We start from the raw sequence: 25,610 nt of genomic DNA on the forward strand, positions 1-25,610 counted from the left end.
TGTCTTTCTTGTCGCTCACAGAAACAGGCTGCCGGCGCCGGCCGACAGCAGGATAAGCAGCCAGACCGGGATGCGGCCCCAGGCCAGGGCTGCAATGACGCCGACGGCAACAAGGCCATCACGCCATTGCGACAAGCCGGCGGTCATGACCGGGTCGTAGAATGCCGCCGCCAGGATTCCTACCACCGCGGCGTTGACACCACCGAGCAGCAGGCGAATGCGGTGGTTGCCGCGAACGCGCTCCCAGAACGGCAGTATTGCGAGTACCAGCAGGCTGCCGGGCAGGAAGATCGCTACCACGGCCAGGATCCCCAGGCCAATGCCGCCGGCGCTGCTGCCAATCAGGCCAGCGAAGGAGAACAAGGGGCCCGGCATCGCCTGGGCCAGGCCGTATCCGGCGAGAAAGGTGTCCGAGGAGATCATCCCGGTCTGTACGGTTTCCGCGTGCAGCAGTGGCAGCACGATATGGCCGCCGCCGAAGACCAGGGCGCCGGCCCGGTACATGGAGTCGAGCACGGTCAGTGCCATCTGATTACCCAGGCCGGCAAGCAGCGGCAGACCCAGCAAGCCAGCAAGGAACAGAGCGCCGGCAATCAGGCCGCCACGCCGGCCGATTGAAAGCCGCAGACCACTGCCGGTTTGGGCTGCCGACGCAGGTACCAGCCAATGCGCCAGCACGGCCCCCAGCGCAATGCCCGCGAGCTGACCCAGTACCGTGGGTACGAACAGCGCTAGCAGGCAGGCGAGGGCGGCAATGAGCAGGCGATTGAAGTCCGGCGTCAGGCTGCGTGCCATGTTCCAGATGGCCCAGGCAACCACACCCACGGCGGCCGCCTTCAAGCCCTGCAACAGGCCGGCATGCTGGCTCAGGTCCGTGCCGCTCAGTGTCAGTCCCGCGGTGATCATCAGCAGCGCCGACGGCGCGGTGAAGGCCAGCCATGCGGCAACGGCACCCGCTGCGCCGGCGCGGTGCAGGCCGATGGCCATGCCGACCTGGCTGCTCGCCGGGCCCGGCAGGAACTGACACAGGGCAACCAGCTCCGCGTAGGCGCGGCTGTCGAGCCATTGCCGCTCGCGGACGAATACCGTCTGGAAGAATGCCAGGTGGGCCACCGGGCCGCCGAACGAGGTCAGCCCGAGTTTCAGGAAGGCGGTAAAGACCTCGCGGACCGTCCCCGGGCGTTCAGTCACCGGCAGTGTCGTAGGCGTGGAGTTTGCTCAACATGTGGTCGATGCGGTCGCGGGCCAGTCCGGTGACCAGAACCAGGTCCTGCCACTGCTCCTCTTCGCAGGCGCTAACCCGCTCTGCATAATTGGCCCAGCTCGAGGTGTTCATCCGCGATCCGAAATCCGGTGGCCGGCAGTCCCGTTCCAGCTTGCCCAGGCCGTACTGGGCAAGCTGCGTCATGACATCATCCATCATGCTGTCGAACACGGTGACTTTCTGCATCATTGCGTGGCGCAGCGGTTCCTCGAAGTCGGCAGTCCAGACGTGGCGGCGAAATTCGGTGCCAGCCATTCCGTTAACGGCTAGCGTGTCGGCAGCCGGTAGCGTGTCGGCCTGGTCATGTGGCGCGCGTTCCCCCAGCAGTTCCTCAAGATCCAGGTCGCGCTGGCGCGAGACCTGATCGTAGAAGACGGCGCTGACCATCATGTGGTGAACGCGGTCATGCATAATTTCGGTGATCTGCACCAGATCCCGCCATGGACCCTCGGTTTCCGCGTCTTCCAGCCCGGCACGGTAGTCACTCCATTGGCCGCCGGAAATCCGCGTCCCGAATGCCGGGACCTGGTCATCGCCGGTCTCGTCACGGGCATGCCGGGCGAAATCACTCATTATCTCGTGCATGTGGTTGTGCAGCACGCCAATCGTCTGCATCAGCTGCGCCCAGCCGTCATCCTCGCTGACGTGTTCCATGACGTAATCACGAAAGTCGCCGCCACCGATGCTGTTCATCTTGAAATCGTCCCGGTGCGGCAGTGTCTCGGCTGCGGCACCTCCGGCGAATAACAGCCCCAGCGACAGCGCAAGTGCAGTGCGTTTTCGCGACATCCGGTACTCCTCCGGTTCAGGCCCGTTCCGCCCAGCGTTCCAGCAGGGCACCCTGGGAGGAGAAGGCCTCCTCGTCGTCCGCCGTGACCGCGCGCCGGTACGTGCCGTCGTCGCGCATCAGCCAGGCCTGGGCCGTGTCCTTCAGGTAGTTCTCGAGGTCCTCGAGCACCTGGGCATGTATTTCAGGGTCGCAGATCGGGAATGCCGTCTCTACCCGCCGGAAGTAGTTGCGCTCCATGCAGTCGGCGCTGCTCAGGTAGGTGCGTGGCTCGCCGGCGTTGTTGAAGTGGTAGACCCGCGTGTGTTCCAGGAAGCGGCCGATAATGGACCGCACCCGAATGTTGTCGGAGATTCCGGCGACTCCCGGGCGCAGGCAGCACATGCCGCGCACGATCAGGTCGATTGAGACACCGGCGCAGGAGGCCGCATACAGCGCCTGGATGAAGCGTGGTTCGACCAGTGAGTTGACCTTGATGATGATGCGCCCCCCACGCCCCGCCTCGGCGTGCGCGGCTTCCTCTTCGATCATCCGCAGCAGGCCGTCATGCAGCGTGAAGGGCGATTCCAGCAGCTTGTTCAGGCGCGACACCTTGCCCAGGCTGGTGAGCTGCTGAAAGATCCGGTGCAAATCGGCGCCGAAGGCCGGGTCGCTGGTCAGCAGACCATAGTCGGTATACAGGCGGGCGGTACGCGAGTGGTAGTTGCCGGTGCCGAGGTGCACATAGTTGCGCAGCCCCTGCTCCTCGCGCCGTACGACCAGCACCATCTTGGCGTGGGTCTTGTGTCCGACCACGCCATACACAACATGGGCGCCGGCATCCTGCAGGCGGTTTGCCAGCTTGATGTTGGCCTCTTCGTCGAAGCGGGCGCGCAGTTCGATCACGACCATGACTTCCTTGCCGGCGCGGGCGGCGGAGACCAGTGCATCGACAATGGCCGAATCGGGGCCGGTCCGGTAAAGCGTCTGCTTGATCGCCAGCACATTCGGGTCCTTGGCCGATTGCCGCAGGAAATCGATCACCGGTGCGAAGGACTGGAACGGGTGATGCAACAGGACGTCGCGTGAACGCAGCAGCTTGAAAATACTGCTGCTGCGCGCGACCGCGCTGGGAATGCCCGGAGTGAACCCCGGAAAGATCAGGTCCGGCCGATCGGTGCCGTCGACCACGGCCATCAGGCGGTTGAGGTTGACCGGCCCGTCCACCTGGTACAGGTCATCCTCCTCCAGTTCGAACTCGTCGAGCAGGAAACGCGCAAGCTTGTCCGGGCAGTTTGCGGCCACTTCGAGACGCACCGCATCACCGTAGCGACGGGATTGCAGTTCGCCCTCCATGGCCACCAGCAGATCGTCGACTTCTTCCTCGTCGACGTACAGATCACTGTTGCGGGTCACCCGGAACTGGTAGCAGCCCTGTACCTCCATGCCCGGGAAAAGATCATCGACACAGGCATGAATCACCGAGGACAGGAACACGAACTCATGCTCGCCGTCCGCCAGTTCCCCCGGTAGCCGTATCAGGCGGGGCAGGGCCCGCGGTGCCTGGACCACGGCCATGCCGCTGTTGCGGCCGAAGGCATCCTTGCCATCCAGGCTGATGATGAAGTTCAGGCTCTTGTTCAGGATGCGCGGGAAAGGGTGGGCCGGATCCAGCCCCAGCGGACTCAGCATTGGCAGCAGGGAATCCTCGAAGTACTGACGCACCCACTGCCGCTGCGCATCTGTCCAGTCGCCGCGGCGGATGAAACGGATGTTCTGCTCCGCCAGCGCCGGCGTCAGTTCACCGTTGAGCACCTTGTACTGCAGGTCGACCAGTTCGTGGGCCCGGGCGCTGATCGCCCGCAGGACTTCCTGCGGCGTGCGGTTGTCGGCATCGGTCTGGGTCGAACCCAGTTCGAAGACCTGCTTCAGGCCGGCGACGCGGATCTCGAAGAACTCATCCAGGTTGGTGCTGGAGATACACAGGAAGCGCAACCGTTCGAGCAGCGGAACGGATGGGTCGCGGGCCTGCTCGAGCACGCGGGCATTGAACTCCAGCAGGCTGAGCTGCCGGTTGATGTACAGGTCCGGCTGCTTGAAATCGGGTTGCGCGGCCGCGCCGCTGGTGTTTGCACAGGCTGAACTGGTCGACCCTGCTGCATCCATTGCCGTCTCGTGCCTCCGCGCCCCTGGTCCGCTTCCCAGTTTACGCCTTCGGCGGTGACAGTCCCATGGCACCGGCGAGCGCCGGTTGATTTGCCGTCGCTTTGCCCGCGCCGTCAAGGCGACCCATAATGCGCAACGAAGCCAGCCCTCTCACGTGCCGCCGTTTCGCGGGAATCCGTCATGAACCAGCTGCTCGCCATCACCCCATATCCGGTCCTGTCAGGGTCCCTGCTGCTGCTGGTGGTGACGCTGCTTGGCTATCTGGCCCGGCGACCGGTACATCAGCTTATTGCGCTTGTTTTCAGGGAATTACAGCGCGTTTTTCGCCTTTTTTCCAGCTACGCCGGCCGGAACGCGGAGCGTGCCGGGGGCTGGACCGCGGATCTTGCTCTGGACGAAATGCGACGCCGCCTGAACCGCATCGTGCACTGGGACCACGACCGTCTGGTGAGTCGGGCGGAACAGGATCTGGCGGACCTGCCGCGGCTGCGCCAGAGGTTCCTGACCCAGATATCCGCGCTCGAGGAAAGCCTGGATCGGAGCATGGATACACCAACCGAGCCGCCGGCATGGGGGCGAATCAGTCATGCCCTGGCGATGGCGGAGAACGACCAGACCGGGGAGACGCAACGGATTCTGGCCGATATACGGGATACGATGGCGCAGTACCGTGCCGATGCGCGGCAGACGCAGCGCGAGGCGGCGCACCGGCGGTTCCTGCTGCTCTATCGCATGTTGCCGCGCTGGCGTCAGGTCCACGACCTGATGGACGATATCCAGCAGCGGCTCGGTCGCCTGCAGTCCCGCGTTGACTTGCTGCGCCGCCGTCTGGTCGAGTTCGGCAGCCTCCGGAACGCCAGTCGGCGCCAGGTGGTGACGCTGGTTGCCCGGGCTGTCTGGCATTTCGGGCTGGCAGTGGTGGGCCTGGTCCTGATCGCCGCCGCCGTGGCGGTGTTTTTCAGTCTGGTTGCCGGACCCATGCAGTCGTTGCTGGGTGGGGCGGTGCTGGTCGCCGAGATTCCAACCTATCTGGTGACCAGCGGCATCCTGGTGGGTTTCCAGTTGCTGCTCGGCTTCGTGATGCTGTCGGCGTTGCGCGGCACCGATTTGCTGCCGCTGGTCTCGGGCCAGGAGGCGGCAATCCGCCGGCTGGTATTCGCCTGCAGCTTCGGCCTGATGCTGTTGCTGTCCGCGACCGGTGCCGCGCTGTATTACCTGCTGGGCCAGGCGACGGCGATCAGTGTTGCCTCGGCCAGCCTGTTTCCGGAGAACAGTACGCTGATGCTGGTTCTCGGCACGGCAAGCAATGCCATCATGGTGTTCCTGCTGCCGTTCGTGCTGGCGCTGGCGGGATTTCCGTTGACCTGGCTGGTTCGGCATTGCGGGACGGCACTGGGTGTGTTCCTGACCCTCGCGCTGCATTTGCTGGCGACCGTATCCCGCTTTGCCGGTGTGGTCAGCCAGGTGGCGGGGCGTCTGCTGATCCAGCTCTACGATGTGCTGATCTTCATCCCGCTGTGGCTGGAGCGCGAGTTACCACGTCTTCGACGGGGCGACCGGACGCCAACCAGGCAGGCGCAATTGCCTTCGCCCGCGCCCGAGAGTGAGAATCCGCTGTCACGTGCCGTGGGGCTCTCCGACAGGTCCCGCTGATCCCCCCCCTCGAACTGTACCCCGGGCCCCGGTCCGTCTGATCCCGCTATCCCTGTCTGCACCGCCTGCCCCGGAAGGGTGGGTCTGACAGCAGGCCAAGCGTTTTCACGATTGCAAACAAGAACGATTCGCATTACTGTTTCATGCCAAGAATACGGGTGCATCGATGGCATTCGACCGCTATCGAGTGGCTTCGAAAATTGTTGAGGGTGAAATGCGAAAAAAAAGAAGGTGTTCGGCTGGGCACACGGTTGCGGTAGCGGTCGGCGCTGTTTTCGGCGCCGGTGTTGCGAGTGCGAATGACGGTAACGAGTTGCGACTGCAGGAGATGGTGATCACTGCAACCGGATTCGAGCAGGAGATTCGGGACGCGCCAGCCAGCATTTCGGTCATTACCCGGGAAGAACTGGAGCAGCGCCAGGTCAGCAATATCGCCGACGCCATTCGCGGCACCGAAGGCATCGATGTTGATGGACTGGACGCCCGCAGCAACAAGACTGGCAACCGCGAAATCAGCCTGCGCGGCCTGCCGCCGGAATACACGCTGATTCTGATCGATGGCCGTCGCCAGAACGTGCCCGGTACTGTGGCACCCAATGCCTTCACTGATGCGTCATCGGCCTTCCTGGCACCGGTGGCGGCGATTGAGCGGATCGAGGTCATCCGCGGACCGATGTCCACCCTGTACGGCTCCGATGCCCTCGGTGGCGTGATCAACATCATTACCCGGCGGCCTGGGGAGGAATGGGGCGGATCGGTCAACCTCACCAGCACGTTCCAGGAGGATTCCGACTTCGGTGGCAGAACGCAGGGCGAAATTTATGCGGCCGGACCGATGGTGGAGGACCGGCTGGCGCTCAGCGTCTACGGGCGTGCCTTCGAACGCTCCGCATCCAATATCGACTTTCCGGGTCGCCTGGATGGTCCGGAAGATACTCGGACCATGGGCCAGGATCCGGTCAAGGCGAATATCCGGACAGCGGGAGCCGAATTGCTGTTCACGCCGGATGCCGATAACGACATCACGCTTGGCTTCGATGTGACCCGCCAGCGTTATGACAACCGACGGGGGCAGATGGGGCGGATTGGCTCGGGTCGAGGCTATGACACCGAACTCGGCTTCGAACGCCGTCAATATCATATTGCTCATGAAGGGCGTTATGCCCCCGGGATTCTGAATACGCGGATCTACCGGAACGAGAATGAGAACACGGGCCGCCTCATTCCCGGTGCGGCAGTGCCGGCGGACTCGCCTCGCCTCGATTCGGACCGGAAGCTTGAGAGTGCCACCGACGTGGTGGACAGCAGCTTCACCTTCTTTCCGCATGATGCCCACGCGGTCACCGTCGGGGGGCAGTACCTGCAAGCGCAACTCACGGATGGCATCCCGGATCGGACCTTTCGCAACAAGCAATGGGCGCTGTTCGTCGAAGACGAATGGAGCCTGCGTCGCGACCTGACGCTGACCACGGGCGTACGTTATGAGGATAACGATGCCGCCGGCAGCGCTGTTGCGCCGCGTGGCTATCTGGTCTGGAACACCACCGACCAATGGACGTTGAAGGGCGGGGTGGCCCGTGGCTTCCGTTCGCCGTTCCTGGAGCAACTGGAGGATGGCGTCATCGGTTTCGGCGACCAGGGCCAGACCGCACTGTTCGGGAATCCGGATCTGCGGCCGGAGAAGAGCACCAACTACGAAGTATCGGTGGTCTACGACAACCTTCAGAATTTCTTCGGCCAGTTGACACTGTTCTATATCGATCTGGACAACCGCATCGAGCGGCCGACAGCGGCTGACGGCACCTCGCAGGATTTCGATAATGTCGGCGAAACCGCCATCCGCGGCGTCGAGTTGAGCGCTCGCTACCAGTTCGTCGAAGACTGGGTCCTGTCCGGCAACTACACCTTCATCGACAGCAAGGTGCGGACCGGCAACGTCGAGGGGTTCGAGCGCGGTGATCCGCTGTTCCCGGTGCCGGAGCACAGCGTGAATGCGCGCTTGTCATGGCAGGCGACGCCGGCGCTGGAGACATTCATGACAATGGAGTATCGGAGCAGCCGTTTCCGGCCGGACAGCTTCCATGAACCACACCTCGGCGGTAGCGCGCAGGGTGCCTCGGAAGCCCTCGGGGATTTCCGCAGCTTCACGGTGTTCAGCCTCGGTGCCAACTACCGCTTCAGCCCGAATGTGCGGCTCGGTGCGGAGGTCCAGAACCTGTTCGACAAGGATTTCAATCGGTTCAGGGAATATCCGCTGCGCAACGATCCCGACACGACGGCGTTCAGCAATGTCTACAACAATATCTACGAGCCACGCCGGTTGACGGTGTCAATGACGGTCGACTTCTGACGCGACGCCAGGCTGCTGTCCAATCCACCATGAAAAAGGCCGACCGGAAGCCGGTCGGCCTTTTTTTTGGCTCGCCACAGAGCGGGGTGACGATAAGCCGTCGTCAGGCCGCTTCCGGCTGTGCCGCCAGATTGCGCAGCACGTAGTGCAGGATGCCGCCGTTGCGGAAGTACTCCCATTCCTTCGGCGTATCGATCCGGACCACGGCATCGAAGCTCTTGTCCTTGCCGTCCTTGCCCGTGGCGGTTACCCGGATTTCACCCGGTTCTCCGTCCAGCGAGCCGAAGCTGAAGGTCTCGCTGCCGTCCAGCCCCAGGCTCTGGGCGCTTTCGCCGGACTTGAACTGCAGGGGCAGGACGCCGAAGCCAACCAGGTTGGAGCGGTGGATGCGCTCGAAGCTCTCGGCAATCACGGCACGAATGCCGAGCAGGTTGGTGCCCTTGGCCGCCCAGTCGCGGCTGGAGCCGGTGCCGTATTCCTTGCCGGCCAGCACCACCAGCGGCGTGTTCTCGGCGCGGTATTTTTCCGCCGCGTCGAAGATCGTCATGACGTCGCCGCTGGGAACATGGGTGGTCCAGCCGCCCTCGGTGCCCGGCGCCATCTTGTTGCGCAGCCGCACATTGGCGAAGGTGCCGCGCATCATCACCTCGTGGTTGCCACGACGGGAGCCGTAGGAGTTGAAGTCCTTCGGTGACACGCCCTGTTCCTGCAGGTACTTGCCGGCCGGGCTGTCCGGCTTGATCGCGCCGGCGGGCGAGATGTGGTCGGTGGTGATCGAGTCACCGACGAACACCAGGCAGCGCGCATCGCTGATTTCCTGCACGCCGGGTTCGTCCATGCTCATGCCCTCGAAGTAGGGCGGATTGGCGATGTAGGTGGACGGGGCCCAGTCGTAGTTTTCGCTCTCGGTGGTCTCGATGCCCTGCCAGTTGCTGTCGCCGGCAAAGACGTCGGCATACTGCTGCTGGAACATCGCGCGACTGATGTTGGCGCCGACCACATCGGCAATTTCCTGCTGGCTGGGCCAGATATCCTTGAGGAATACGTCATTGCCGTCCGCATCCTGACCCACGGCTTCGCTGGTCAGGTCGATGGTCATGCTGCCGGCCAGGGCGTAGGCCACCACCAGCGGCGGCGAGGCCAGCCAGTTGGTGCGCACGTCCGGGTGCACGCGGCCCTCGAAGTTGCGGTTGCCGGAAAGGACCGAGGCCACCATCAGGTTGCCGTCGCGGATGGCATCGCCAACGGCTTCCGGCAGCGGGCCGGAGTTGCCGATGCAGGTGGTGCAGCCAAAGCCGGCCACATTGAAGCCGAGCGCGTCCAGGTGCTGCAGCAGGTCGGCGTTTTCCAGATAGGCCGGCACCACCTGCGAACCCGGTGCGAACGAGGTCTTGACCCAGGGCTTGACCTGCATGCCGCGTTCGCGGGCCTTCTTCGCCACCAGGGCTGCCGCCACCAGCACCGCCGGATTCGAGGTGTTGGTGCAGCTGGTGATCGCGGCAATGACCACGGCGCCGTGGCACAGCAGTTCCTTTTTGCCATTCAGTTCGATCTCGACAGCGCCCTTCTCGTAGTCGATCTGGCCGCCGATCGCGGTGTCGCCGCCTTCGCTGAGGAAGCGTTCCTCGTCGTCGGTGTGGTGCTCGTCGAGGAAGGCATTCAGGTTGCTGGTGAAGGTCTGTTTGGCATTCTTCAGCGCAACCCGGTCCTGCGGCCGCTTCGGGCCGGCCAGGCTCGGCTCGACACGGCTCATGTCGAGTTCAAGCACATCGGTGTAGTCCGCTTCGCGGGCACCGTCCTCACGCCACATGCCCTGAGCCTTGGCGTAGGCCTCGACGAGCGCCAGGGTCTCCTCGCTGCGGCCGGACAGTTCCAGGTAGCGAATGGTCTCGCCGTCCACCGGGAAGATGCCGCAGGTCGCGCCGTATTCCGGCGCCATATTGGCGATCGTGGCGCGGTCCGCCAGCGGCAGATTGGCCAGGCCGTCGCCGAAGAATTCGACAAACTTGCCGACCACGCCATGGGCGCGCAGCAGTTCAGTGACGGTCAGCACCAGGTCGGTGGCGGTAGCGCCTTCGGGCAGCTTGCCGGTCAGGCGCATGCCGATGACTTCCGGAATCAGCATGGAGACCGGCTGGCCCAGCATGGCCGCTTCTGCCTCGATGCCGCCGACGCCCCAGCCCAGTACGCCGACACCGTTGATCATCGTGGTGTGGGAATCGGTACCCACCAGGGTGTCCGGATAGGCCTGGGTCTTGCCGTCGCTGTCGCGGGTGAACACCACGTCGGCCAGGTATTCCAGATTCACCTGGTGAACGATGCCGGTACCCGGCGGCACCACGCGGAAGTTGGAGAACGCGGACTGGCCCCAGCGCAGGAACTTGTAGCGCTCGCGGTTGCGGTGATACTCAAGCTTGGTGTTCAGGTCCAGCGAGTCGGCCTTGCCGAAATGGTCGATCATGACCGAGTGGTCGATCACCAGGTCGGCCGGTGACAGCGGGTTGATCTTGTTCGGATCACCGCCCAGGTTCTGCATCGCATCGCGCATGGCGGCCAGGTCGACTACCGCCGGCACGCCGGTGAAGTCCTGCATCACGACCCGCGCCGGGGTGAAGGCGATCTCGTCCTCGGGCTTTTTCTTCGGGTCCCAGTTCAGCAGGGCCTTGATGCTGGTGTCGGTGACGTTGACGCCATCTTCGGTGCGCAACAGGTTTTCCAGCAGGACCTTCAGGGAGTAGGGCAGACGGTCCACGTCATAGCCTTTCTCGCGCAGGGCATCAAAGCGAAAGATTTCGTACTGCTTGCCGCCCACGTCCAGGGTTGCGCGTGTGTTGAAGCTGTTAGTCATCCTACCTCCCGTATTTACGCTTAACGGGTAACGGCCAAAGCGGACTCCGAGTCCGTCCGGGCTGTACCGAATAGATTAGATCGGCAACGTCGAAAATGGCTGTCCGGCGCAAATATTCCGTCAGACTTTCTAGACAACGTTCCCTTTTAGCGCGCGCCAGTCTACACGATAGGAGGCGTTTTGCGGCAGTGCAACGTAACTGGTCCGAGAGTGGTACTAGCCGGCCGCGTCGGAACAGCTCCAGGCCCCGTGCCGCGTGAGGACAAGTTTTTTGCTGGCCTGACGAACTTTCGGTTCAACAGGTCCGGCAAAAATCTTCTCCTCCCCCGGCACTCAACGGCTCTCCGCGATGGCTCCCCAGGCACGACCGTCGAGCCAGTTAATCCTGGTTTCAACGAAGCAACAACATTTCCGGTTGGAAGGGACAGTGGAAGCTTTTTGCTGGCCCTGTTGGGCCCGAGGAAACACTGAGCAATTCCCACGTTCGCGCTCGAGTCCGATTTCGGCAACCTGGCAAGGCGCGGTGCCGGTTCGGTAGCTCTAGGCTACCGGGCCGGTGGCGCAACACAGCCAGGGGCCGAAATCGGCCGAGCCCTTCGGGTTGGGCTGGCATTTTCCCCGATTGCGGCGTTGCGCTGCTTGGCCGCAGAGCGACTGCGGCACGGCGCTGCGCGCCTTGCCTCGGAAAAAATGTCAGCCCAACGCGAGCGCGGGAATTGCTCAGTGTTTCCTCCCAGCACGTCAGGCCAGCAAAAAACTTGCACTGGCCCCGACGCCATCGGACCTTCACGTACCGACCCGAAAGGCAAGGGTTCAGATATCAGAATCCTGCGCGGGCATCCGTTCGCTGCGTTCCAACAGAGAGTCGATGGTGCCGAGCAGGCGGTTGCGGCTGAAGATCAGCTTCAGCCGGCTGCCGCCGTTGTTGCGCCAGAACGTGGCGGCGCGGATGGCCGACAGCAGCAGGGCGCGGATCAGGCGGGCGTTTCGCGGGTCCTCGAGCCATTCCCGCTTGCCGGGTACCAGGATGCGCGGCTTCAGCGTGCTGACTGTCTCCGCGTAGAGGTCGCCCAGCCGGGCGGTGACGTTTTCATGGGTTGTGCCGAAGTGCTCCGCCTGGCTGCGGGCGAGGTCGAGGCCCTGTGCCAGGGTCTGCAGCATGTCCCGGCGCTTGAGCAGTTTGCGCTCTATCGTCACCGCACCGATCAGCAGGCGGGTCTGGTCCATGTTCTGCGGGTTGGACAACTGGGTCCGCAATTCCTGCAGGCCGGGCTTGAGCGGCACCAGGCCACCGTAGATCTGCTCCAGGTCTCCCTCGTAGGCGTTCAGCAGCCCGGCATAGCAGTTGCTGACCTGGTCCGTGTCGTAACGTCCGGTGTTGGCAATGCGCCGTACCTCGGCCAGGGCCATGGTCATGACCGCCAACGCCAGCACCTGTTGTTCCAGTTGGCGATTCATGCGCCTGTCACCTGTTGTTCTGCCGTTTCGTTCCTGCGAACCGCCGCGTTGATGATGCCGCCGCCGAGGCACTGGCTGTCGCGATAGAACACGACTGACTGTCCCGGCGTGACCGCGCGCTGCGGACTGGTGAATGCAACATGGCAGCAGCCATCCGTGCCTTGCGTGACGGTACAGGCCTGGGCCGGTTGCCGATAACGGATCTGCGCCGTGCAATCGAACCGTGTTTCCGGCGGCGGTCCGTTGATCCAGCTCACAGGCTCGGTTCGCAGTGCCGGGGCAAACAGCGCCGGGTGCTGATGACCCTCGGCCACGATCAGGCGGTTGCCGGCGATGTCCTTGTCGACCACGTACCAGGGCCCGCTGCTGCCCGGGCGGCCACCGATGCCCAGGCCCTGGCGTTGCCCCAGGGTGTAGAAACTCAGGCCACGATGCTCGCCTACTGTCTCGCCGGCCACGGTGACCATGGGGCCGGGATCCGCCTGCAGGTAATGGCTGAGAAACTCGGCGAAATCACGTTCGCCGATGAAGCAGATGCCGGTGCTGTCCTTCTTCTCGAAATTATCGAAACCGGCGTCCTCGGCCATGGACCTGACCTCGGACTTTTCCAGCTCGCCGAGGGGAAACAGCGTGCGCTCGAGAGCTGCCTGCGGCACCAGGTGCAGAAAGTAGCTCTGGTCCTTGCCCGCATCCACGCCCCGGTGCAGCTCCGCGCCCAAGCGGCCGCGCCGGATCCGGGCGTAGTGGCCGGTGGCTACCAGGTCGGCGCCAAGCCGTAGCGCGTGGTCGAGAAAGGCGTTGAACTTGATTTCCCGATTGCATAGCACGTCGGGGTTCGGCGTGCGGCCGGCCGCGAACTCGCGCAGGCAGTCATCGAAAACCTGCTGCTTGTAGCGGGCCGCGAAATTCACCTGATGCAGCGGGATATCCAGCGTGTCACAGACCTGCGCCGCATCAGCCAGGTCCGCCTCCGCCGTGCAATGCGTTTCGCTGTCGTCATCTTCCCAGTTACGCATGAACAGGCCTTCGACCCGGTAGCCCTGCTGCTGCAGCAGCAAGGCCGTCACTGCCGAGTCGACGCCACCCGACAGGCCGACGATCACGGAGGTGTTTGCAGGGTCTGGATTCGACATTAGGGGTAAACCCGTTTGCGGTCCTATTGGCTCTCGGTAATCGGGGCGTGCACCGGCCCGTTCAAGTCGGATCGCCGCCGCGAACCCCACGGGGGCGACCACCGGCTGCCACGAAAACCTGGTTGCCGCTGGGTTCATGGTTATGATCGAACTGGCTGTCGCCCGCCGCGCTGAAGAAATCCGGATTCATCAGCTCGATGAAGCGACGGGCCGGTTGCGAAAGGTATTTGCCGCGACGCCACATCACGCCGTAGGTTCGGCGGGGAAAGACGTCCGGAAGTGGCTTCACCGCCAGGTTCTCGCGTCCGGTCAGGCAGATGTTGCTGGCAATACCGATGCCGAAGCCGCGCTCCACGTACGCCTTCATGATCTCCCAGCCCCCCACCTCCAGCCGGATCTGATAGGGGATATCGTGTTGTTGCAGCACCATGTGCACCAGGCGCCAGGTAGTGAGGTGGCGCGGCGGCAGAATCAGCGCGTCGGAGGCCAGGTCGTCCAGCGTGATCGCAACGCGTTGGGCCAGCGGGTGGTCGGTCGGGGTGATCAGCGAGGTGGCAAAGGAATAGACCGGGCGATAATTGATGTCGTCGGGCAGGTCCAGCATCGAGCCGATCGCGAAGTCCACTTCGTCGTGGCGCAGGGCGTTGAGCATCTCCGCGCCAATCAGGTTATGCAGTTTCACCGGGCTGTCCGGATAAAGGCCCATGAACTGCTGCAACAGGTCCGGGATCAGGTAGAGGGTGCTGGATTCGCCGGCGGCAATATCCAGCCGACCGCTCTGCATCTGTTCGTTACGGGCCGCGAAGCGGGCGGGCAGGGCATCGATGCCCTCCACCAGGGGAAGCGCCAGTTCGTACAGTGTCTTGCCATCCGGGGTGAGCGTGATCTTGGGCCCGCGGCGCTCGAACAGCGTGATCTCCATCTCGCGCTCCAGCGCCTGGATCTGCAGCGAGACCGAAGGTTGACTTAGCTTGAGGCGTTCGGCTGCGCGCGAGATGCTGCCCGACTGAGACGTGTAGCAGAACGCACGGAGCTGCTTGATCCGGTTGTTTCGATAATACAAACGGCCACTGTTGCCCATGCTGGTCACCTGTTTGTGCGGGTTTTTGCTATGCGGCTCGGATGAGAATCGCCTATTACATTAAAAAGTCAATAATCAGGATTGACCGCTCCCCATTGTCAAATGCTGCGCCGCGGCAATACAATCCGATCCTTGTCACAGCAGGGCGCCGCAGGCGTTCGGCTGTCACGACTTTTTGACCCAGGCAACGCTGTCACATCGATTAACTGTCGGTGCTCGTCCTCTTTTCGGCTTTGGTCGCAGGACTGACAGCATTGCCAAGCCGGTGGGTGTCCCGACGTTCCGCAGCAGCGGTCCTCGTCGGAAGGCATTCCTGGCGGAGGGGTGGCATCGCAGTGGCGATGCGTGGTCCAAGGCGAATCGATCGGTGTCAGCCGCCTCAAGAGGGTGGTTCACCAAGCGGGTCTGCGTAACAACGCGTGGATCGGTCCGTCGCGGCCCAGCCCGGCAGTACTGCCGGCGCTCACCACCCACTTCGTCTTGCTCCGTCCACGGTGGGCGGAACATGGAATCCTGCGGCATCCCGTTCCCAGTACGTGGTGCCGTGACAAACAGGCAGGTGGCGTGTTGTCGCCTGAAACGGGAGAACAGGCAATGAACAATCAGCAGGCAATTGATCAGCTGAAGAAGGATTGGGCGGAAAACCCCCGGTGGAAAGGCGTCGAGCGCGGTTACACCGCCGAAGAGGTGGTGCGTCTGCGTGGTTCGGTCGAAATCGAATACTCGCTGGCCCGCATGGGTGCCGAAAAGCTCTGGAAGCACATGCACGAAATGGATTACGTCAACGCGCTGGGCGCGCTGACCGGTAACCAGGCAGTGCAGCAGATCCGCGCCGGCCTCAAGGCCATCTACCTGTCCGGCTGGCAGGTGGCGGCGGATGCCAATACCGGGTCCACCATGTACCCGGACCAGTCGCTGTACCCGGTCAACTCGGTTCCGGCCGTGGTCGAACGGATCAACAACGCGCTGCTGCGGGCCGACCAGATCAACCATGCCGAAGGCAATCACGATATCGACTGGATGCAGCCGATCGTGGCTGACGCCGAGGCCGGCTTCGGCGGCGTACTGAATGCCTATGAATTGATGAAGGGCATGATCAAGGCGGGCGCCGCCGGCGTGCATTTCGAGGACCAGCTGGCCGCGGTGAAGAAGTGCGGCCACATGGGTGGCAAGGTGCTGGTGCCGACCCAGGAAGCCGTGCAGAAGCTGATCGCTGCGCGTCTGGCCGCCGACACCATGGGCGTGCCGACCATCCTGGTTGCCCGTACCGACGCGCTGGCCGCCGACCTGTTGACCTCCGACATCGACGAGCGTGACCATCCGTTCCTGACCGGCGAGCGTACTGCGGAAGGCTTCTATCGGACCAAGGCCGGCGACGATCAGGCCATTGCCCGTGGTCTTGCCTATGCGCCGTACGCCGACCTGATCTGGTGCGAGACCGGCAAGCCGGACCTCGAGTTCGCGAAGAAGTTTGCCGACGCGATCCACAAGGAATACCCGGATCAGATGCTGGCTTACAATTGCTCGCCGTCCTTCAACTGGAAGAAGAACCTGGACGACGCCACCATCGCGAAGTACCAGAACGAGCTGGGTGCGATGGGCTACAAGTTCCAGTTCATCACCCTGGCTGGCTTCCATGCGCTGAACTACTCCATGTTCACACTGGCGAAGGGCTACAAGGCACGGCAGATGGCGGCGTACTCGGAACTGCAGGAAGCCGAGTTCGCGTCCGAGAAGGACGGCTACACCGCAACGCGTCACCAGCGCGAAGTCGGTGCCGGCTACTTCGACGCCCTGACCAACGTGATCCAGGGCGGCGAGTCCTCGGTCACGGCGATGACCGGTTCCACCGAAGAAGAGCAGTTCTGAGGTAGACCCGCCGCGCCATCGCGGATCCGTCCGCATGCGCCGAACGCCCGCCCGGGATTCCGGGCGGGCGTTTTTTATTGGCGTCAATCGCTTGAAAGTCGCGACCACCGCCCCGACCTCCCGATTCGGTGGGTCGGGCTGGAATCCGGCCCGCGTGCGCTCTTAAAATAGCCTCTCGGGCCATGCGGAACGCCTGGCCCCCGCCTAAACTTCAGGGCACGAAAGCCGGTTATTTCGTGGCCTTTCCCGGATACGCAGCGAATGAGCCAGGATCACGACAAACGGCATGATGACGGCCTCGCCGTACAGGAGGCGAGGCCGAAAACGAAGCGGCCACCATTGTTCAAGGTGTTGTTGTTGAACGATGACTACACACCGATGGAGTTTGTGGTCGAGATTCTGGAGACTTACTTCTCAATGGACCGGTCGCAGGCCACACAGGTCATGTTGCAGGTGCACACACGTGGTAGCGGTGTTTGCGGGGTTTTCAGCCGCGATGTGGCCGAAACGAAGGTGGAACAGGTGAACAGTCATGCGCGGCAGCAGCAGCATCCTTTGCTCTGTACCATGGAGGAAGCGTAAGGCTTCGGGCAGGAATGCCGAAATCGGGGCTTTCCGGTTGGAACCACCGGCTCCGGTGACCAGTCCGATGGAAGGACAAGTGAGGTTCACGGTGGGGCATGATGTCACTTGCCAGAATGAACCCGTGGGGGGCGTTCACAACGACGCGTCAGTCCGGTCCGCAGGCAACCGAGGTACCAGTGCATGCTGAGCAAGGAATTGGAATTTACGCTGAACCTGGCCTTCAAGGAGGCGCGGGAGAAGCGGCATGAATTCCTCACGGTGGAGCACCTGCTGCTCGCACTGACCGATAATCCGACCGCCGTGGGCGTACTCAAGGCCTGCGGCGCGGATCTCGAGCGGCTGAAAAAGGATCTGGAAACCTTCCTGGATGAAACCACGCCCCTGCTGCCACCGGATGACAGCCGCGAGACGCAGCCGACACTCGGTTTCCAGCGGGTTTTGCAGCGCGCGATCCTGCATGTGCAGTCGGCCGGCATCAAGGAAGTGACCGGTGCCAATGTGCTGGTGGCGATCTTCAGCGAGCAGGAATCCCAGTCGGTCTACTTCCTGCACAAGCAGAGCATCACCCGTCTGGACGTCGTCAACTACGTCAGCCACGGCATCTCGAAGGTGTCCGGCGACGAGGAGCCGGGCAACTCGGTGGGCGGTGCCCAGGAGGGCGAGGACGATAGCGAGGAATCCGGGGCCGGCAAGTCGCCGCTGGAGCAGTTTGCCACGAACCTGAACGAGCGTGCCCGGCGTGGCCGGATCGATCCGCTGATCGGCCGCCGTGCCGAGGTCGACCGGACCATCCAGGTGCTTTGCCGCCGGCGCAAGAACAACGCGCTCTACGTGGGAGAGGCCGGTGTCGGCAAGACCGCCATTGCCGAGGGTCTGGCCAAGCAGATCGTGGACGGTGATGTGCCCGAGGTGCTTCGCAGCAGCACGATTTACGCGCTGGATCTGGGCGCCCTGGTGGCCGGCACCAAGTACCGCGGTGATTTCGAGAAGCGGCTCAAGGGTCTGCTCAAGCAGTTGCAGAAGACCCAGGGGGCAATCCTGTTCATCGATGAAATTCACACCATCATCGGTGCGGGCTCGGCCTCCGGCGGGGTCATGGATGCCAGCAATCTGATCAAGCCGATGCTCGCCAATGGCGAACTCAAGTGCATCGGCTCGACCACCTACCAGGAATACCGCGGCATTTTCGAAAAGGACCGCGCGCTGGCACGTCGTTTCCAGAAGATCGACGTGCCGGAACCCAGCATCGAGGACACGGTGCAGATCCTCCGTGGCCTGAAGAGCCGGTTCGAGTCGCATCACGGCGTCAAGTACACGGCTCCGGCCCTGCGTGCGGCGGCCGAACTGGCGGGCAAGCACATCACCGACCGTCGGTTGCCGGACAAGGCGATTGACGTGATCGACGAGGCCGGTGCCCGGCTCAAGCTGCTGCCGCCGTCGAAGCAGAAGAAGACCATCGGCGTGGCCGACATCGAAACGGTGGTCTCCAGCATGGCGCGGATCCCGCCGAAGCGGGTGTCCAGCTCCGACATGAAGGTGCTGGAGACGCTGGAACGGGACCTTGGCGCGCTGATCTACGGTCAGGACAAGGCGATCGCCACGCTGGCATCGACCATCAAGATGTCACGGGCCGGTCTGGCGGTACCCAACAAGCCCACGGGGTCGTTCCTGTTCGCCGGGCCGACCGGTGTCGGCAAGACCGAAGTCACCCGGCAGCTGGCCATGCACCTTGGCGTCGAATTGATCCGCTTCGACATGTCGGAATACATGGAACGGCACACCGTGTCGCGCCTGATCGGGGCGCCGCCCGGTTATGTCGGCTTCGATCAGGGTGGGCTGCTGACCGAGGAAGTGATCAAGCACCCGTATTCGGTGGTGCTGCTGGACGAGATCGAGAAGGCACATCCGGATGTGTTCAACCTGCTGTTGCAGGTGATGGATCACGGCACGCTGACCGATAACAATGGTCGCAAGGCGGATTTCCGCAACGTCATCCTGGTCATGACCACCAACGCCGGTGCCGAGGAAATGAGCCGGCCGTCGATCGGTTTCCGCAACCAGGACCATGCCACCGACGGTATGGAAGCGATCCGCAAGGGATTCTCGCCGGAATTCCGTAACCGGCTGGATGCGATCATTCAGTTCGATGGCCTGGATACCGCCACCGTGCGCCGCGTGGTCGACAAGTTCATCGACGAACTGACCATGCAGCTGATGGAAAAGAACGTCACCCTGCGCTTCGACGAAGAAGCGCGTGATTGGCTGGCCGACCGCGGCCATGATCCGAAGATGGGCGCGCGGCCGATGGCCCGGGTGCTGCAGGAGTCGGTGCGCAAGCCACTGGCCGAAGAACTACTGTTCGGCAGGCTCGCGCAGGGCGGCGAGGTCGTCGTGCGCGTCAAGGACGGGGAACTGACCTTCAGCTTCCGCGAGGAACCGGAAGCGGTCACCTGACTCTGACTGGCAGGCAAGGTCTGGGCGCGGTGAGTCCGTGTGGTTCAGCGCGCCCGGTAGGTGATGCGACCCTTGCTCAGATCGTACGGGGTCAATTCCACGGTGACCGTGTCACCGGTGAGAATGCGGATGTAATGCTTGCGCATCTTGCCGGAAATATGGGCGGTCACCACATGACCGTTTTCCAGTTCCACCCGAAACATCGTATTCGGCAGCGTATCCACAACCTTGCCGTTCATCTTGATGTGGTCTTCTCGAGCCATTCGGCAATCGTCTCCTTGGCTTTGCAATAGCAATCGGACCGGTGGCGGCAGCATGCCCCCAGCGGAAAACGCGGTAGTTTAGCAGAAAAGGCCCGTGGCGCTCAGTCTTCCGCAGCCCCGTTCGGCGCTGGATTGTAGACCTGCCAGCGTCCGCCGCTGTGGATTTCGCAGGGCCGGAAGGCCGTCTTGTAGCGCATCCGTGGGCTTTCCGCGATCCAGTAGCCGAGATAGACGTGCGCCAGCCCGGCGGCGCGGGCTTCACTGATCTGCCAGAGAATCGCCCAGGTGCCCAGGCTGCGGGCTCCCTCCTGTGGATCGAAAAAGGTGTAGACGGCCGACAGTCCGTCCGGGAGATAGTCGGTGACCGCCACGCCGAGAAGTTCATCACCCCGGCGGATCTCATTGAAACGGGTCTGCGACCAGTCCGCGACCAGGAACTCCATGTAACGCCGCCGGTCCGCATCTGCCATGCTGCTGCCCGGATGCCGTTGATCGACATAGTCGAGATAAAGCTGGAAATGCCGCTCATTGAACGCCGGCGGCCGACTGACGATTCGCAGGTCATCATTGCGCCGCAGGCAACGACGCTGGCTGCGGTTGGGGCGGAACGCCATGGCATCGACCCGCAGGCTCTTGCAGGCCTGACAGGCCGCACAGTTCGGCTGGTACACGTAGCTGCCGCTGCGGCGCATGCCCTGGCGGGCAAGGGTGCCGTACTGGGTGGCTGTCAGCTGGTGCCGTGGATCGACAAACACCGTCCGAGCCCTGCGGTCCGGCAGATAGGAGCACTCGTGCTCGCCGGTGGAATACAGCCAGAGCAGCTGCTGGTCCCGCGAGGCATCCCCGCTCATCCCGGCGGCCCTCCGACTGCTATTGATGCAAGCTCCTCGGCCTGTGCCTGTTCCAGCAGGCGCTGGAAATCCGGGCGCGGGATTTCCTCGGCACCAAGCCGACGCAGGTGGTCGGATGGAACCTGGCAGTCGATCAGGCGCAACCCGCGCGGCAGCAGGGTGCGCACCAGCCAGGCCAGTGCGACCTTCGAGGCGTCCCGCTCGTGGCTGAACATCGATTCGCCGAAGAACACGGTGCCAAGCAGCACACCATAGAGTCCGCCGACCAGGGTCTGGTCCCTCCAGACCTCGACGCTGTGGGCAACGCCGGTGTGGTGCAGATCCAGGTAGGCCGCCCGCATTGCCGAGGTGATCCAGGTGCCCGGTTCACCCGCACGTGGTGCGGCACAGGCATCGATCACCGCAGCGAAGTCGGTATCCCAGGTGACCCGGAAGCCGCCGTTTCGCAGCCGTTTCCGCAAGCTCCTGGAGACGTGCAATCGTTCCGGGAAAAGCACTGCGCGCGGATTCGGCGTCCACCACAACAACGGCTGGCCATCGCTGTACCAGGGGAAGATGCCGCGGCGATAGGCTGCCAGCAGGCGGTGCCGGGATAGCGAGCCGCCGATTGCCAGCAGACCGTCGGGATCGTCCAGCGCCTGCTCGGCCGGCGGAAACCAGTCTTCCGGGCGGCCGTCCAGAAACGCGGGTCGCATGCCGGGATATTGCATAATCATCGCGAAATGGCCCGCATTGCCGGTTCGACAACCTTGCTGGAAGTATCCCGGAACGGTGCATGGCCGTCCATGGTGGCCATGTAGCGGCGTACCAGTGGCGTCTCGCGATCCAGGAAATCGGCGACGGCCGCCCGCAGGCCGGGGTGCTCGAGCCAGTGGCAGGAATGGGTCGCCGTGGGCAGGAAACCGCGTGCGATCTTGTGCTCGCCCTGGGCGCCGGGCTCGAACCGCCGCAGACCGTGGCGTATGCAGTAATCGATGCCCTGGTAGAAGCAGGTCTCGAAATGCACGCCCTGCCTTTCCTCCCGGCAGCCCCAGTAGCGCCCGTAGAGCGTCGAGTCGCTGCGGAACAGCAGGGCGCCGGCGAGCAGTCCATCCGCATCCAGCGCCTGGGCCATCAGCACCTGCTCACCCATCGACTCGCTGACGGCATGCAGGAAATCGAGGTTCAGCGGCGGCAGGTTGCCATACAGATGAAAGGTGTCGCTGTAATAGCGGTGGAACTGCTGCCAGTGTCCGGCGCTGACCTGGTCACCGCGCAGGATCCGGAAATCGGTGGCCTGCTCGCGTGCCAGCCGCCGTTCCCGTTTTACATTCTTGCGCTTCTTGCTGGAAAAGGTCACAAGAAACTCCTCGAAATCCCGGTAGCCCGGATTGGTCCAGTGAAACTGGCAGCCCAGGCGACGGAGCAGTCCCTGCGCCTGCTGCTCTTCGGCCTCGCCTTCCTCGCAGAACAGGCAGTGCATGGATGACAGGCCCTGATGCTGGCAGAAATCCCTGGCGGCCTCGGTCAGCGCCCGGATTGCCAGGGGTCGATCGATTTCACCGCCGGCCAGTACACGCGGGCCGGTCGCCGGCGTGAACGGAACGGCGATCACCAGTTTCGGATAGTAGCGGCCGCCGGCGCGGGCAAAGGCCTCCGCCCAGCCCCAGTCGAATACGAACTCGCCCCGCGAGTGGGTCTTCAGGTAGGCCGGCATGGCGCCGAGCAGGGCGCCGTTGTCGTCGCGCAGCAGGAAATGGTTCGGATGCCAGCCGGTTCCGCCACCGACGCAACCGGTCTGTTCCAGGGCCTGCAGGAAGGCGTGTCGCAGGAACGGATTGTCATCGAGGGCCAGCGCATCCCAGTCGGCTGCGGCAATGCTGTCGATCCGGCCGGTAATCTCAATCTGCATGTCGTGGAATCCAGGAAGCGTGTGCGCTCGGTTGAGGAAACGCTGGTTTATTCCCGCGTCTGCGCCCGAGACCGCTTTTGGTCATCTGGCAAGGCGCGGTGCCGGTTCGGTAGCCCCACTACCCCAAGGCAACTTGCTTCTGGCCGGATGCGTAGGGCGGGTCAAGCGTAGCGGACCCGCGCGGTGTGATCCGTTATCGAATTGGCTTGGCCGGCCGGTCTGCCCGGGTTTCCCGTTGCCTAACTTCTGCTGGGAGGCCCTGCTGCACCGGGATGCCTGACACCGCGTGCATTCGCTGCGCTTAATGCACCCTGCGCGTCGTGTTCAGCGCGCCGTGCCTCGGAGAAAAATGCGGACGCTTACGCACGCGTGCGAATTAACCAGCGTTTCCTTAAACGACATCCTCGCGGCCGGAATGCTCCGTCGTCGACAGGTCGACCGCTGCACCGGAGAACAATCCGACGGCCAAACCCCATGCTATCGGCAAGCCGGTCCGGAGGGCTATACTGCGCCCCTGAGTTGGCGCTTCACTTGCGTTATGTTCTACGGCAATATAATGACTTAGGTTAGACATTTCATAATTGAGGTTAACAGTCCGGCGTGGCAGGTCCTGACACCAAGCAGAAATTCCCATCGCTTCTGGGCAATCATGTGGCGCGCGGCCTGCGCGAGGGTTCGCTGTTCCTGCTGCTTGCTCTTGCCTTGTATCTGTTCGCCGCGCTCGCCACCTATTCGCCGGCGGATCCCGGGTGGACCTATAGCGGTGACAGCGGCCCGGTGCAGAACGTCGGCGGTGTCGCCGGCGCCTGGTTCGCCGATGTGTTCCTGTTCCTGTTCGGCTATATCGCCTTCCTGTTTCCGGTCATGGTCGCCTTTTCCGGTGCCCTGGCCTGGCGCTGGCAGCGCCGGGATAACGCGTTTCACTGGGGTACCTTCGGTTTCCGGGCCACGGGTTTCCTGTTCACCGTGCTGTCTGGTGCGGCCCTCGCCGCCATGCATGTGGAACCGGTGGCGGGCACCGTGCCGCTGCATTCCGGCGGCCTGCTTGGCGAACTGATCAGCAACGGCGTCACCGCGCTGTTCAACTTCCTTGGCGCGACACTGCTGCTGCTGGCGGTGTTTCTGGCCAGTGTCACGCTGTTCACCGGACTGTCCTGGCTGGCGCTGATGGACATGGTGGGCAAGTTCTGTTTGCTGGGTGCCGCCAAATTGTACGAGCTCGCGCTGCGGCTGCGCGATCGCCGCGAGGGCCGGCGTGCGGCCCGCGGCCGGGCCGAGACCCGCGCCAGGGACGCGGCGGCACGCAAGACCCGCAAGGCACCCCAGATCGAGGCCAATCAGCCGGCGCTCAAGGCGAGTTCCCGGGTTGCCAAGGAAAAGCAGATCCCGTTGTTCGACCGGGGCCCCAGCGCCGACGGCCTGCCGCCGGTGAGCCTGCTGGACCCGCCACCGCCGCAGCAGGCCTCGTATTCCCGTGAAGCGCTGGAGGCGATGTCCCGGCAGCTGGAGCTCAAGCTGGCGGATTTCGGTGTCGAGATCGAAGTGGTTGCGGTCCAGCCCGGTCCGGTGATCACGCGTTTCGAAGCGCAGCCCGCGGCTGGGGTCAAGGTCAGCCAGATTTCCAATCTGGCCAAGGATCTTGCCCGTGCATTGTCGGTGATCAGCGTGCGCGTTGTCGAAGTCATTCCCGGCAAGTCCGTCATCGGCCTGGAGATTCCCAACGAGAACCGGCAGATCATCGCCTTCAGCGAGATCGTGCGCTCGGAGAACTGGGACAAGGCGAGTTCCGCCCTGTCCATGGCCCTGGGCAAGGACATTGGCGGCGCGCCGGTGGTGGTGGATCTGGCGAAGATGCCGCACCTGTTGGTTGCCGGCACCACCGGCTCCGGCAAGTCGGTGGGCGTCAACGCCATGATCCTGAGCCTGTTGTACAAGAATCAGCCGGACGATGTGCGGCTGATCATGATCGACCCGAAGATGCTGGAGCTGTCCATCTACGATGGTATTCCGCATCTGCTGGCGCCGGTGGTTACCGACATGAAGGAGGCGGCCAACGCGCTGCGCTGGTGTGTCGGCGAGATGGAACGCCGCTATCGGCTGATGGCGGCCATGGGCGTGCGCAACATCTCCGGTTTCAACCGCAAGGTGCGCGAAGCGGCCGCCGCCGGCCAGCCGCTGCAGGACCCCCTCTGGACGGCGCCGGATGGCGAGGCCACGGCCGACGAGGCGCCGCTGCTTGAGCCCTTGCCGTACATCGTCGTGGTGGTCGACGAGTTCGCCGACATGATGATGATCGTCGGCAAGAAGGTGGAAGAGCTGATCGCGCGGCTGGCGCAGAAGGCCCGGGCCGCCGGCCTGCACCTGATCCTGGCCACGCAGCGGCCGTCGGTGGATGTCATTACCGGCCTGATCAAGGCCAACATCCCGACCCGCATCGCCTTCCAGGTCTCGTCCAAGGTCGATTCGCGAACCATTCTCGACCAGCAGGGTGCCGAGGCCCTGCTGGGCCACGGCGACATGCTCTATCTGCCGCCCGGGTCCGGGCTGCCGGTGCGCGTGCACGGCGCCTTCGTGTCCGACGGTGATGTGCACAAGGTGGTCGAGCATCTGCAGCAGACGGGGCAGCCGGATTATGTCGATGGTCTGCTGGAGGAATCGGCCGAGACCACGCCGATTCCGGGCCTACCGGGCGAGTCCGCCGGCGGCGGAGATGAATCCGATCCGCTGTATGATCAGGCGGTCCGGATCGTCACCGAGACCCGCCGCGCCTCTATTTCCGGCGTCCAGCGCCGGCTGAAGATCGGCTATAACCGGGCGGCCCGGCTGGTCGAGGAGATGGAAGCGGCCGGCATCGTCGGACCCTTACAGGGCAATGGTGGCCGCGAGGTCATCGCGCCACCGCCGCCGAAGGACTGATTCAGGTCCGGTTAACCCTCGACCCCTGACGCTAGGCGAATCGCCTGCCATGCGTATGGAGG

The 25,610-nt window shown here is 63.5% G+C and carries 17 protein-coding genes; 6 read left to right on the forward strand and 11 right to left on the reverse strand.

Annotated features, from left to right (window positions below):
- Positions 1-15 precede the first annotated feature (15 nt).
- From chrA to ppk1, 3 genes are read right to left on the reverse strand one after another with little or no spacing between them, the layout of a single operon-like run.
- Positions 16-1,191: a chromate efflux transporter gene (gene chrA, locus M0534_RS05100; protein WP_248567331.1), complete on the reverse strand. Its 1,176-nt coding sequence runs from the start codon at positions 1,189-1,191 to the stop codon at positions 16-18.
- Positions 1,184-2,053: a hypothetical protein gene (locus M0534_RS05105; protein ID WP_248567332.1), complete on the reverse strand. Its 870-nt coding sequence runs from the start codon at positions 2,051-2,053 to the stop codon at positions 1,184-1,186. The genes chrA and M0534_RS05105 overlap by 8 nt, the downstream gene beginning before the upstream one ends.
- Positions 2,054-2,069: 16 nt before the next feature.
- Positions 2,070-4,196, reverse strand: a complete 2,127-nt coding sequence (gene ppk1 / locus M0534_RS05110; RefSeq protein WP_248567333.1) for a polyphosphate kinase 1 — start codon at positions 4,194-4,196, stop codon at positions 2,070-2,072.
- A 180-nt stretch (positions 4,197-4,376) separates the two neighbouring features.
- On the opposite strand from ppk1, the gene M0534_RS05115 reads away from it, so the two are divergent.
- Complete coding sequence (locus M0534_RS05115; RefSeq protein WP_248567334.1) at positions 4,377-5,849, forward strand: hypothetical protein; 1,473 nt, start codon at positions 4,377-4,379, stop codon at positions 5,847-5,849.
- A 214-nt stretch (positions 5,850-6,063) separates the two neighbouring features.
- Positions 6,064-8,199 (forward strand): TonB-dependent receptor domain-containing protein, encoded by a 2,136-nt coding sequence (locus tag M0534_RS05120; RefSeq protein ID WP_428348352.1) that lies wholly within the window; start codon positions 6,064-6,066, stop codon positions 8,197-8,199.
- Positions 8,200-8,302: 103 nt separating this feature from the next.
- On the opposite strand, the gene acnA is transcribed toward M0534_RS05120, so the two are convergent.
- The 4 genes from acnA to M0534_RS05140 form a co-directional block, all read right to left on the reverse strand.
- Positions 8,303-11,047, reverse strand: a complete 2,745-nt coding sequence (gene acnA, locus M0534_RS05125) for an aconitate hydratase AcnA (RefSeq protein WP_248567336.1) — start codon at positions 11,045-11,047, stop codon at positions 8,303-8,305.
- 813 nt (positions 11,048-11,860) lie between these two features.
- A complete protein-coding gene (gene hflD / locus M0534_RS05130; protein ID WP_248567337.1) occupies positions 11,861-12,505 on the reverse strand; it encodes a high frequency lysogenization protein HflD in 645 nt (214 codons plus the stop codon).
- Positions 12,502-13,638 (reverse strand): tRNA 2-thiouridine(34) synthase MnmA, encoded by a 1,137-nt coding sequence (gene mnmA, locus M0534_RS05135; RefSeq protein WP_248567338.1) that lies wholly within the window; start codon positions 13,636-13,638, stop codon positions 12,502-12,504. Before mnmA ends, hflD begins: the two co-directional genes overlap by 4 nt.
- Positions 13,639-13,699: 61 nt before the next feature.
- Positions 13,700-14,719, reverse strand: coding sequence for a LysR family transcriptional regulator (locus tag M0534_RS05140; protein WP_248567339.1), 1,020 nt, complete (start codon positions 14,717-14,719; stop codon positions 13,700-13,702).
- A gap of 594 nt (positions 14,720-15,313) precedes the next feature.
- Here M0534_RS05140 and aceA point away from each other — a divergent pair.
- The 3 genes from aceA (at position 15,314) to clpA (ending at position 19,627) form a co-directional block, all read left to right on the forward strand.
- A complete protein-coding gene (aceA, locus tag M0534_RS05145; RefSeq protein WP_248567340.1) occupies positions 15,314-16,588 on the forward strand; it encodes an isocitrate lyase in 1,275 nt (424 codons plus the stop codon).
- A 261-nt stretch (positions 16,589-16,849) separates the two neighbouring features.
- Positions 16,850-17,170, forward strand: a complete 321-nt coding sequence (gene clpS / locus M0534_RS05150) for an ATP-dependent Clp protease adapter ClpS (RefSeq protein WP_248567341.1) — start codon at positions 16,850-16,852, stop codon at positions 17,168-17,170.
- Between the two features lie 183 nt (positions 17,171-17,353).
- Entirely contained in the window at positions 17,354-19,627 is a 2,274-nt protein-coding gene (clpA, locus tag M0534_RS05155) for an ATP-dependent Clp protease ATP-binding subunit ClpA (RefSeq protein ID WP_248567342.1), read from the forward strand.
- Positions 19,628-19,671: 44 nt separating this feature from the next.
- Here the strand turns inward: clpA and infA are convergent, their stop codons facing one another.
- The 4 genes from infA to M0534_RS05175 form a co-directional block, all read right to left on the reverse strand.
- Positions 19,672-19,890, reverse strand: a complete 219-nt coding sequence (gene infA / locus M0534_RS05160; RefSeq protein ID WP_248567343.1) for a translation initiation factor IF-1 — start codon at positions 19,888-19,890, stop codon at positions 19,672-19,674.
- Between the two features lie 101 nt (positions 19,891-19,991).
- The gene (locus M0534_RS05165) at positions 19,992-20,741 is read right to left on the reverse strand and encodes an arginyltransferase (RefSeq protein WP_248567344.1); all 750 of its coding nucleotides are present in this window, start codon (positions 20,739-20,741) and stop codon (positions 19,992-19,994) included.
- Complete coding sequence (gene aat, locus M0534_RS05170; protein ID WP_248567345.1) at positions 20,738-21,436, reverse strand: leucyl/phenylalanyl-tRNA--protein transferase; 699 nt, start codon at positions 21,434-21,436, stop codon at positions 20,738-20,740. The genes M0534_RS05165 and aat overlap by 4 nt, the downstream gene beginning before the upstream one ends.
- Positions 21,437-21,453: 17 nt before the next feature.
- Complete coding sequence (locus M0534_RS05175; RefSeq protein ID WP_248567346.1) at positions 21,454-22,632, reverse strand: GNAT family N-acetyltransferase; 1,179 nt, start codon at positions 22,630-22,632, stop codon at positions 21,454-21,456.
- A gap of 600 nt (positions 22,633-23,232) precedes the next feature.
- Between M0534_RS05175 and M0534_RS05180 the strand changes: the two genes are divergently transcribed.
- Positions 23,233-25,548: a DNA translocase FtsK gene (locus tag M0534_RS05180; RefSeq protein ID WP_345894701.1), complete on the forward strand. Its 2,316-nt coding sequence runs from the start codon at positions 23,233-23,235 to the stop codon at positions 25,546-25,548.
- Positions 25,549-25,610 lie beyond the last annotated feature (62 nt).

The organism is Methylonatrum kenyense (genome assembly GCF_023195885.1).
GTDB lineage: Bacteria > Pseudomonadota > Gammaproteobacteria > Nitrococcales > Aquisalimonadaceae > Methylonatrum > Methylonatrum kenyense.

Coding starts and splice junctions, on each gene's coding strand:
- M0534_RS05115 (WP_248567334.1), top strand. CDS start 4,377: ATGAACCAGCTGCTCGCCATCACCCCATATCCGGTCCTGTCAGGGTCC.
- M0534_RS05105 (WP_248567332.1), bottom strand. CDS start 2,053: ATGTCGCGAAAACGCACTGCACTTGCGCTGTCGCTGGGGCTGTTATTC.
- clpS (WP_248567341.1), top strand. CDS start 16,850: ATGAGCCAGGATCACGACAAACGGCATGATGACGGCCTCGCCGTACAG.
- M0534_RS05140 (WP_248567339.1), bottom strand. CDS start 14,719: ATGGGCAACAGTGGCCGTTTGTATTATCGAAACAACCGGATCAAGCAG.
- acnA (WP_248567336.1), bottom strand. CDS start 11,047: ATGACTAACAGCTTCAACACACGCGCAACCCTGGACGTGGGCGGCAAG.
- aat (WP_248567345.1), bottom strand. CDS start 21,436: ATGCGACCCGCGTTTCTGGACGGCCGCCCGGAAGACTGGTTTCCGCCG.
- ppk1 (WP_248567333.1), bottom strand. CDS start 4,196: ATGGATGCAGCAGGGTCGACCAGTTCAGCCTGTGCAAACACCAGCGGC.
- clpA (WP_248567342.1), top strand. CDS start 17,354: ATGCTGAGCAAGGAATTGGAATTTACGCTGAACCTGGCCTTCAAGGAG.
- hflD (WP_248567337.1), bottom strand. CDS start 12,505: ATGAATCGCCAACTGGAACAACAGGTGCTGGCGTTGGCGGTCATGACC.
- M0534_RS05165 (WP_248567344.1), bottom strand. CDS start 20,741: ATGAGCGGGGATGCCTCGCGGGACCAGCAGCTGCTCTGGCTGTATTCC.
- aceA (WP_248567340.1), top strand. CDS start 15,314: ATGAACAATCAGCAGGCAATTGATCAGCTGAAGAAGGATTGGGCGGAA.
- infA (WP_248567343.1), bottom strand. CDS start 19,890: ATGGCTCGAGAAGACCACATCAAGATGAACGGCAAGGTTGTGGATACG.
- M0534_RS05120 (WP_428348352.1), top strand. CDS start 6,064: ATGCGAAAAAAAAGAAGGTGTTCGGCTGGGCACACGGTTGCGGTAGCG.
- M0534_RS05175 (WP_248567346.1), bottom strand. CDS start 22,632: ATGCAGATTGAGATTACCGGCCGGATCGACAGCATTGCCGCAGCCGAC.
- mnmA (WP_248567338.1), bottom strand. CDS start 13,638: ATGTCGAATCCAGACCCTGCAAACACCTCCGTGATCGTCGGCCTGTCG.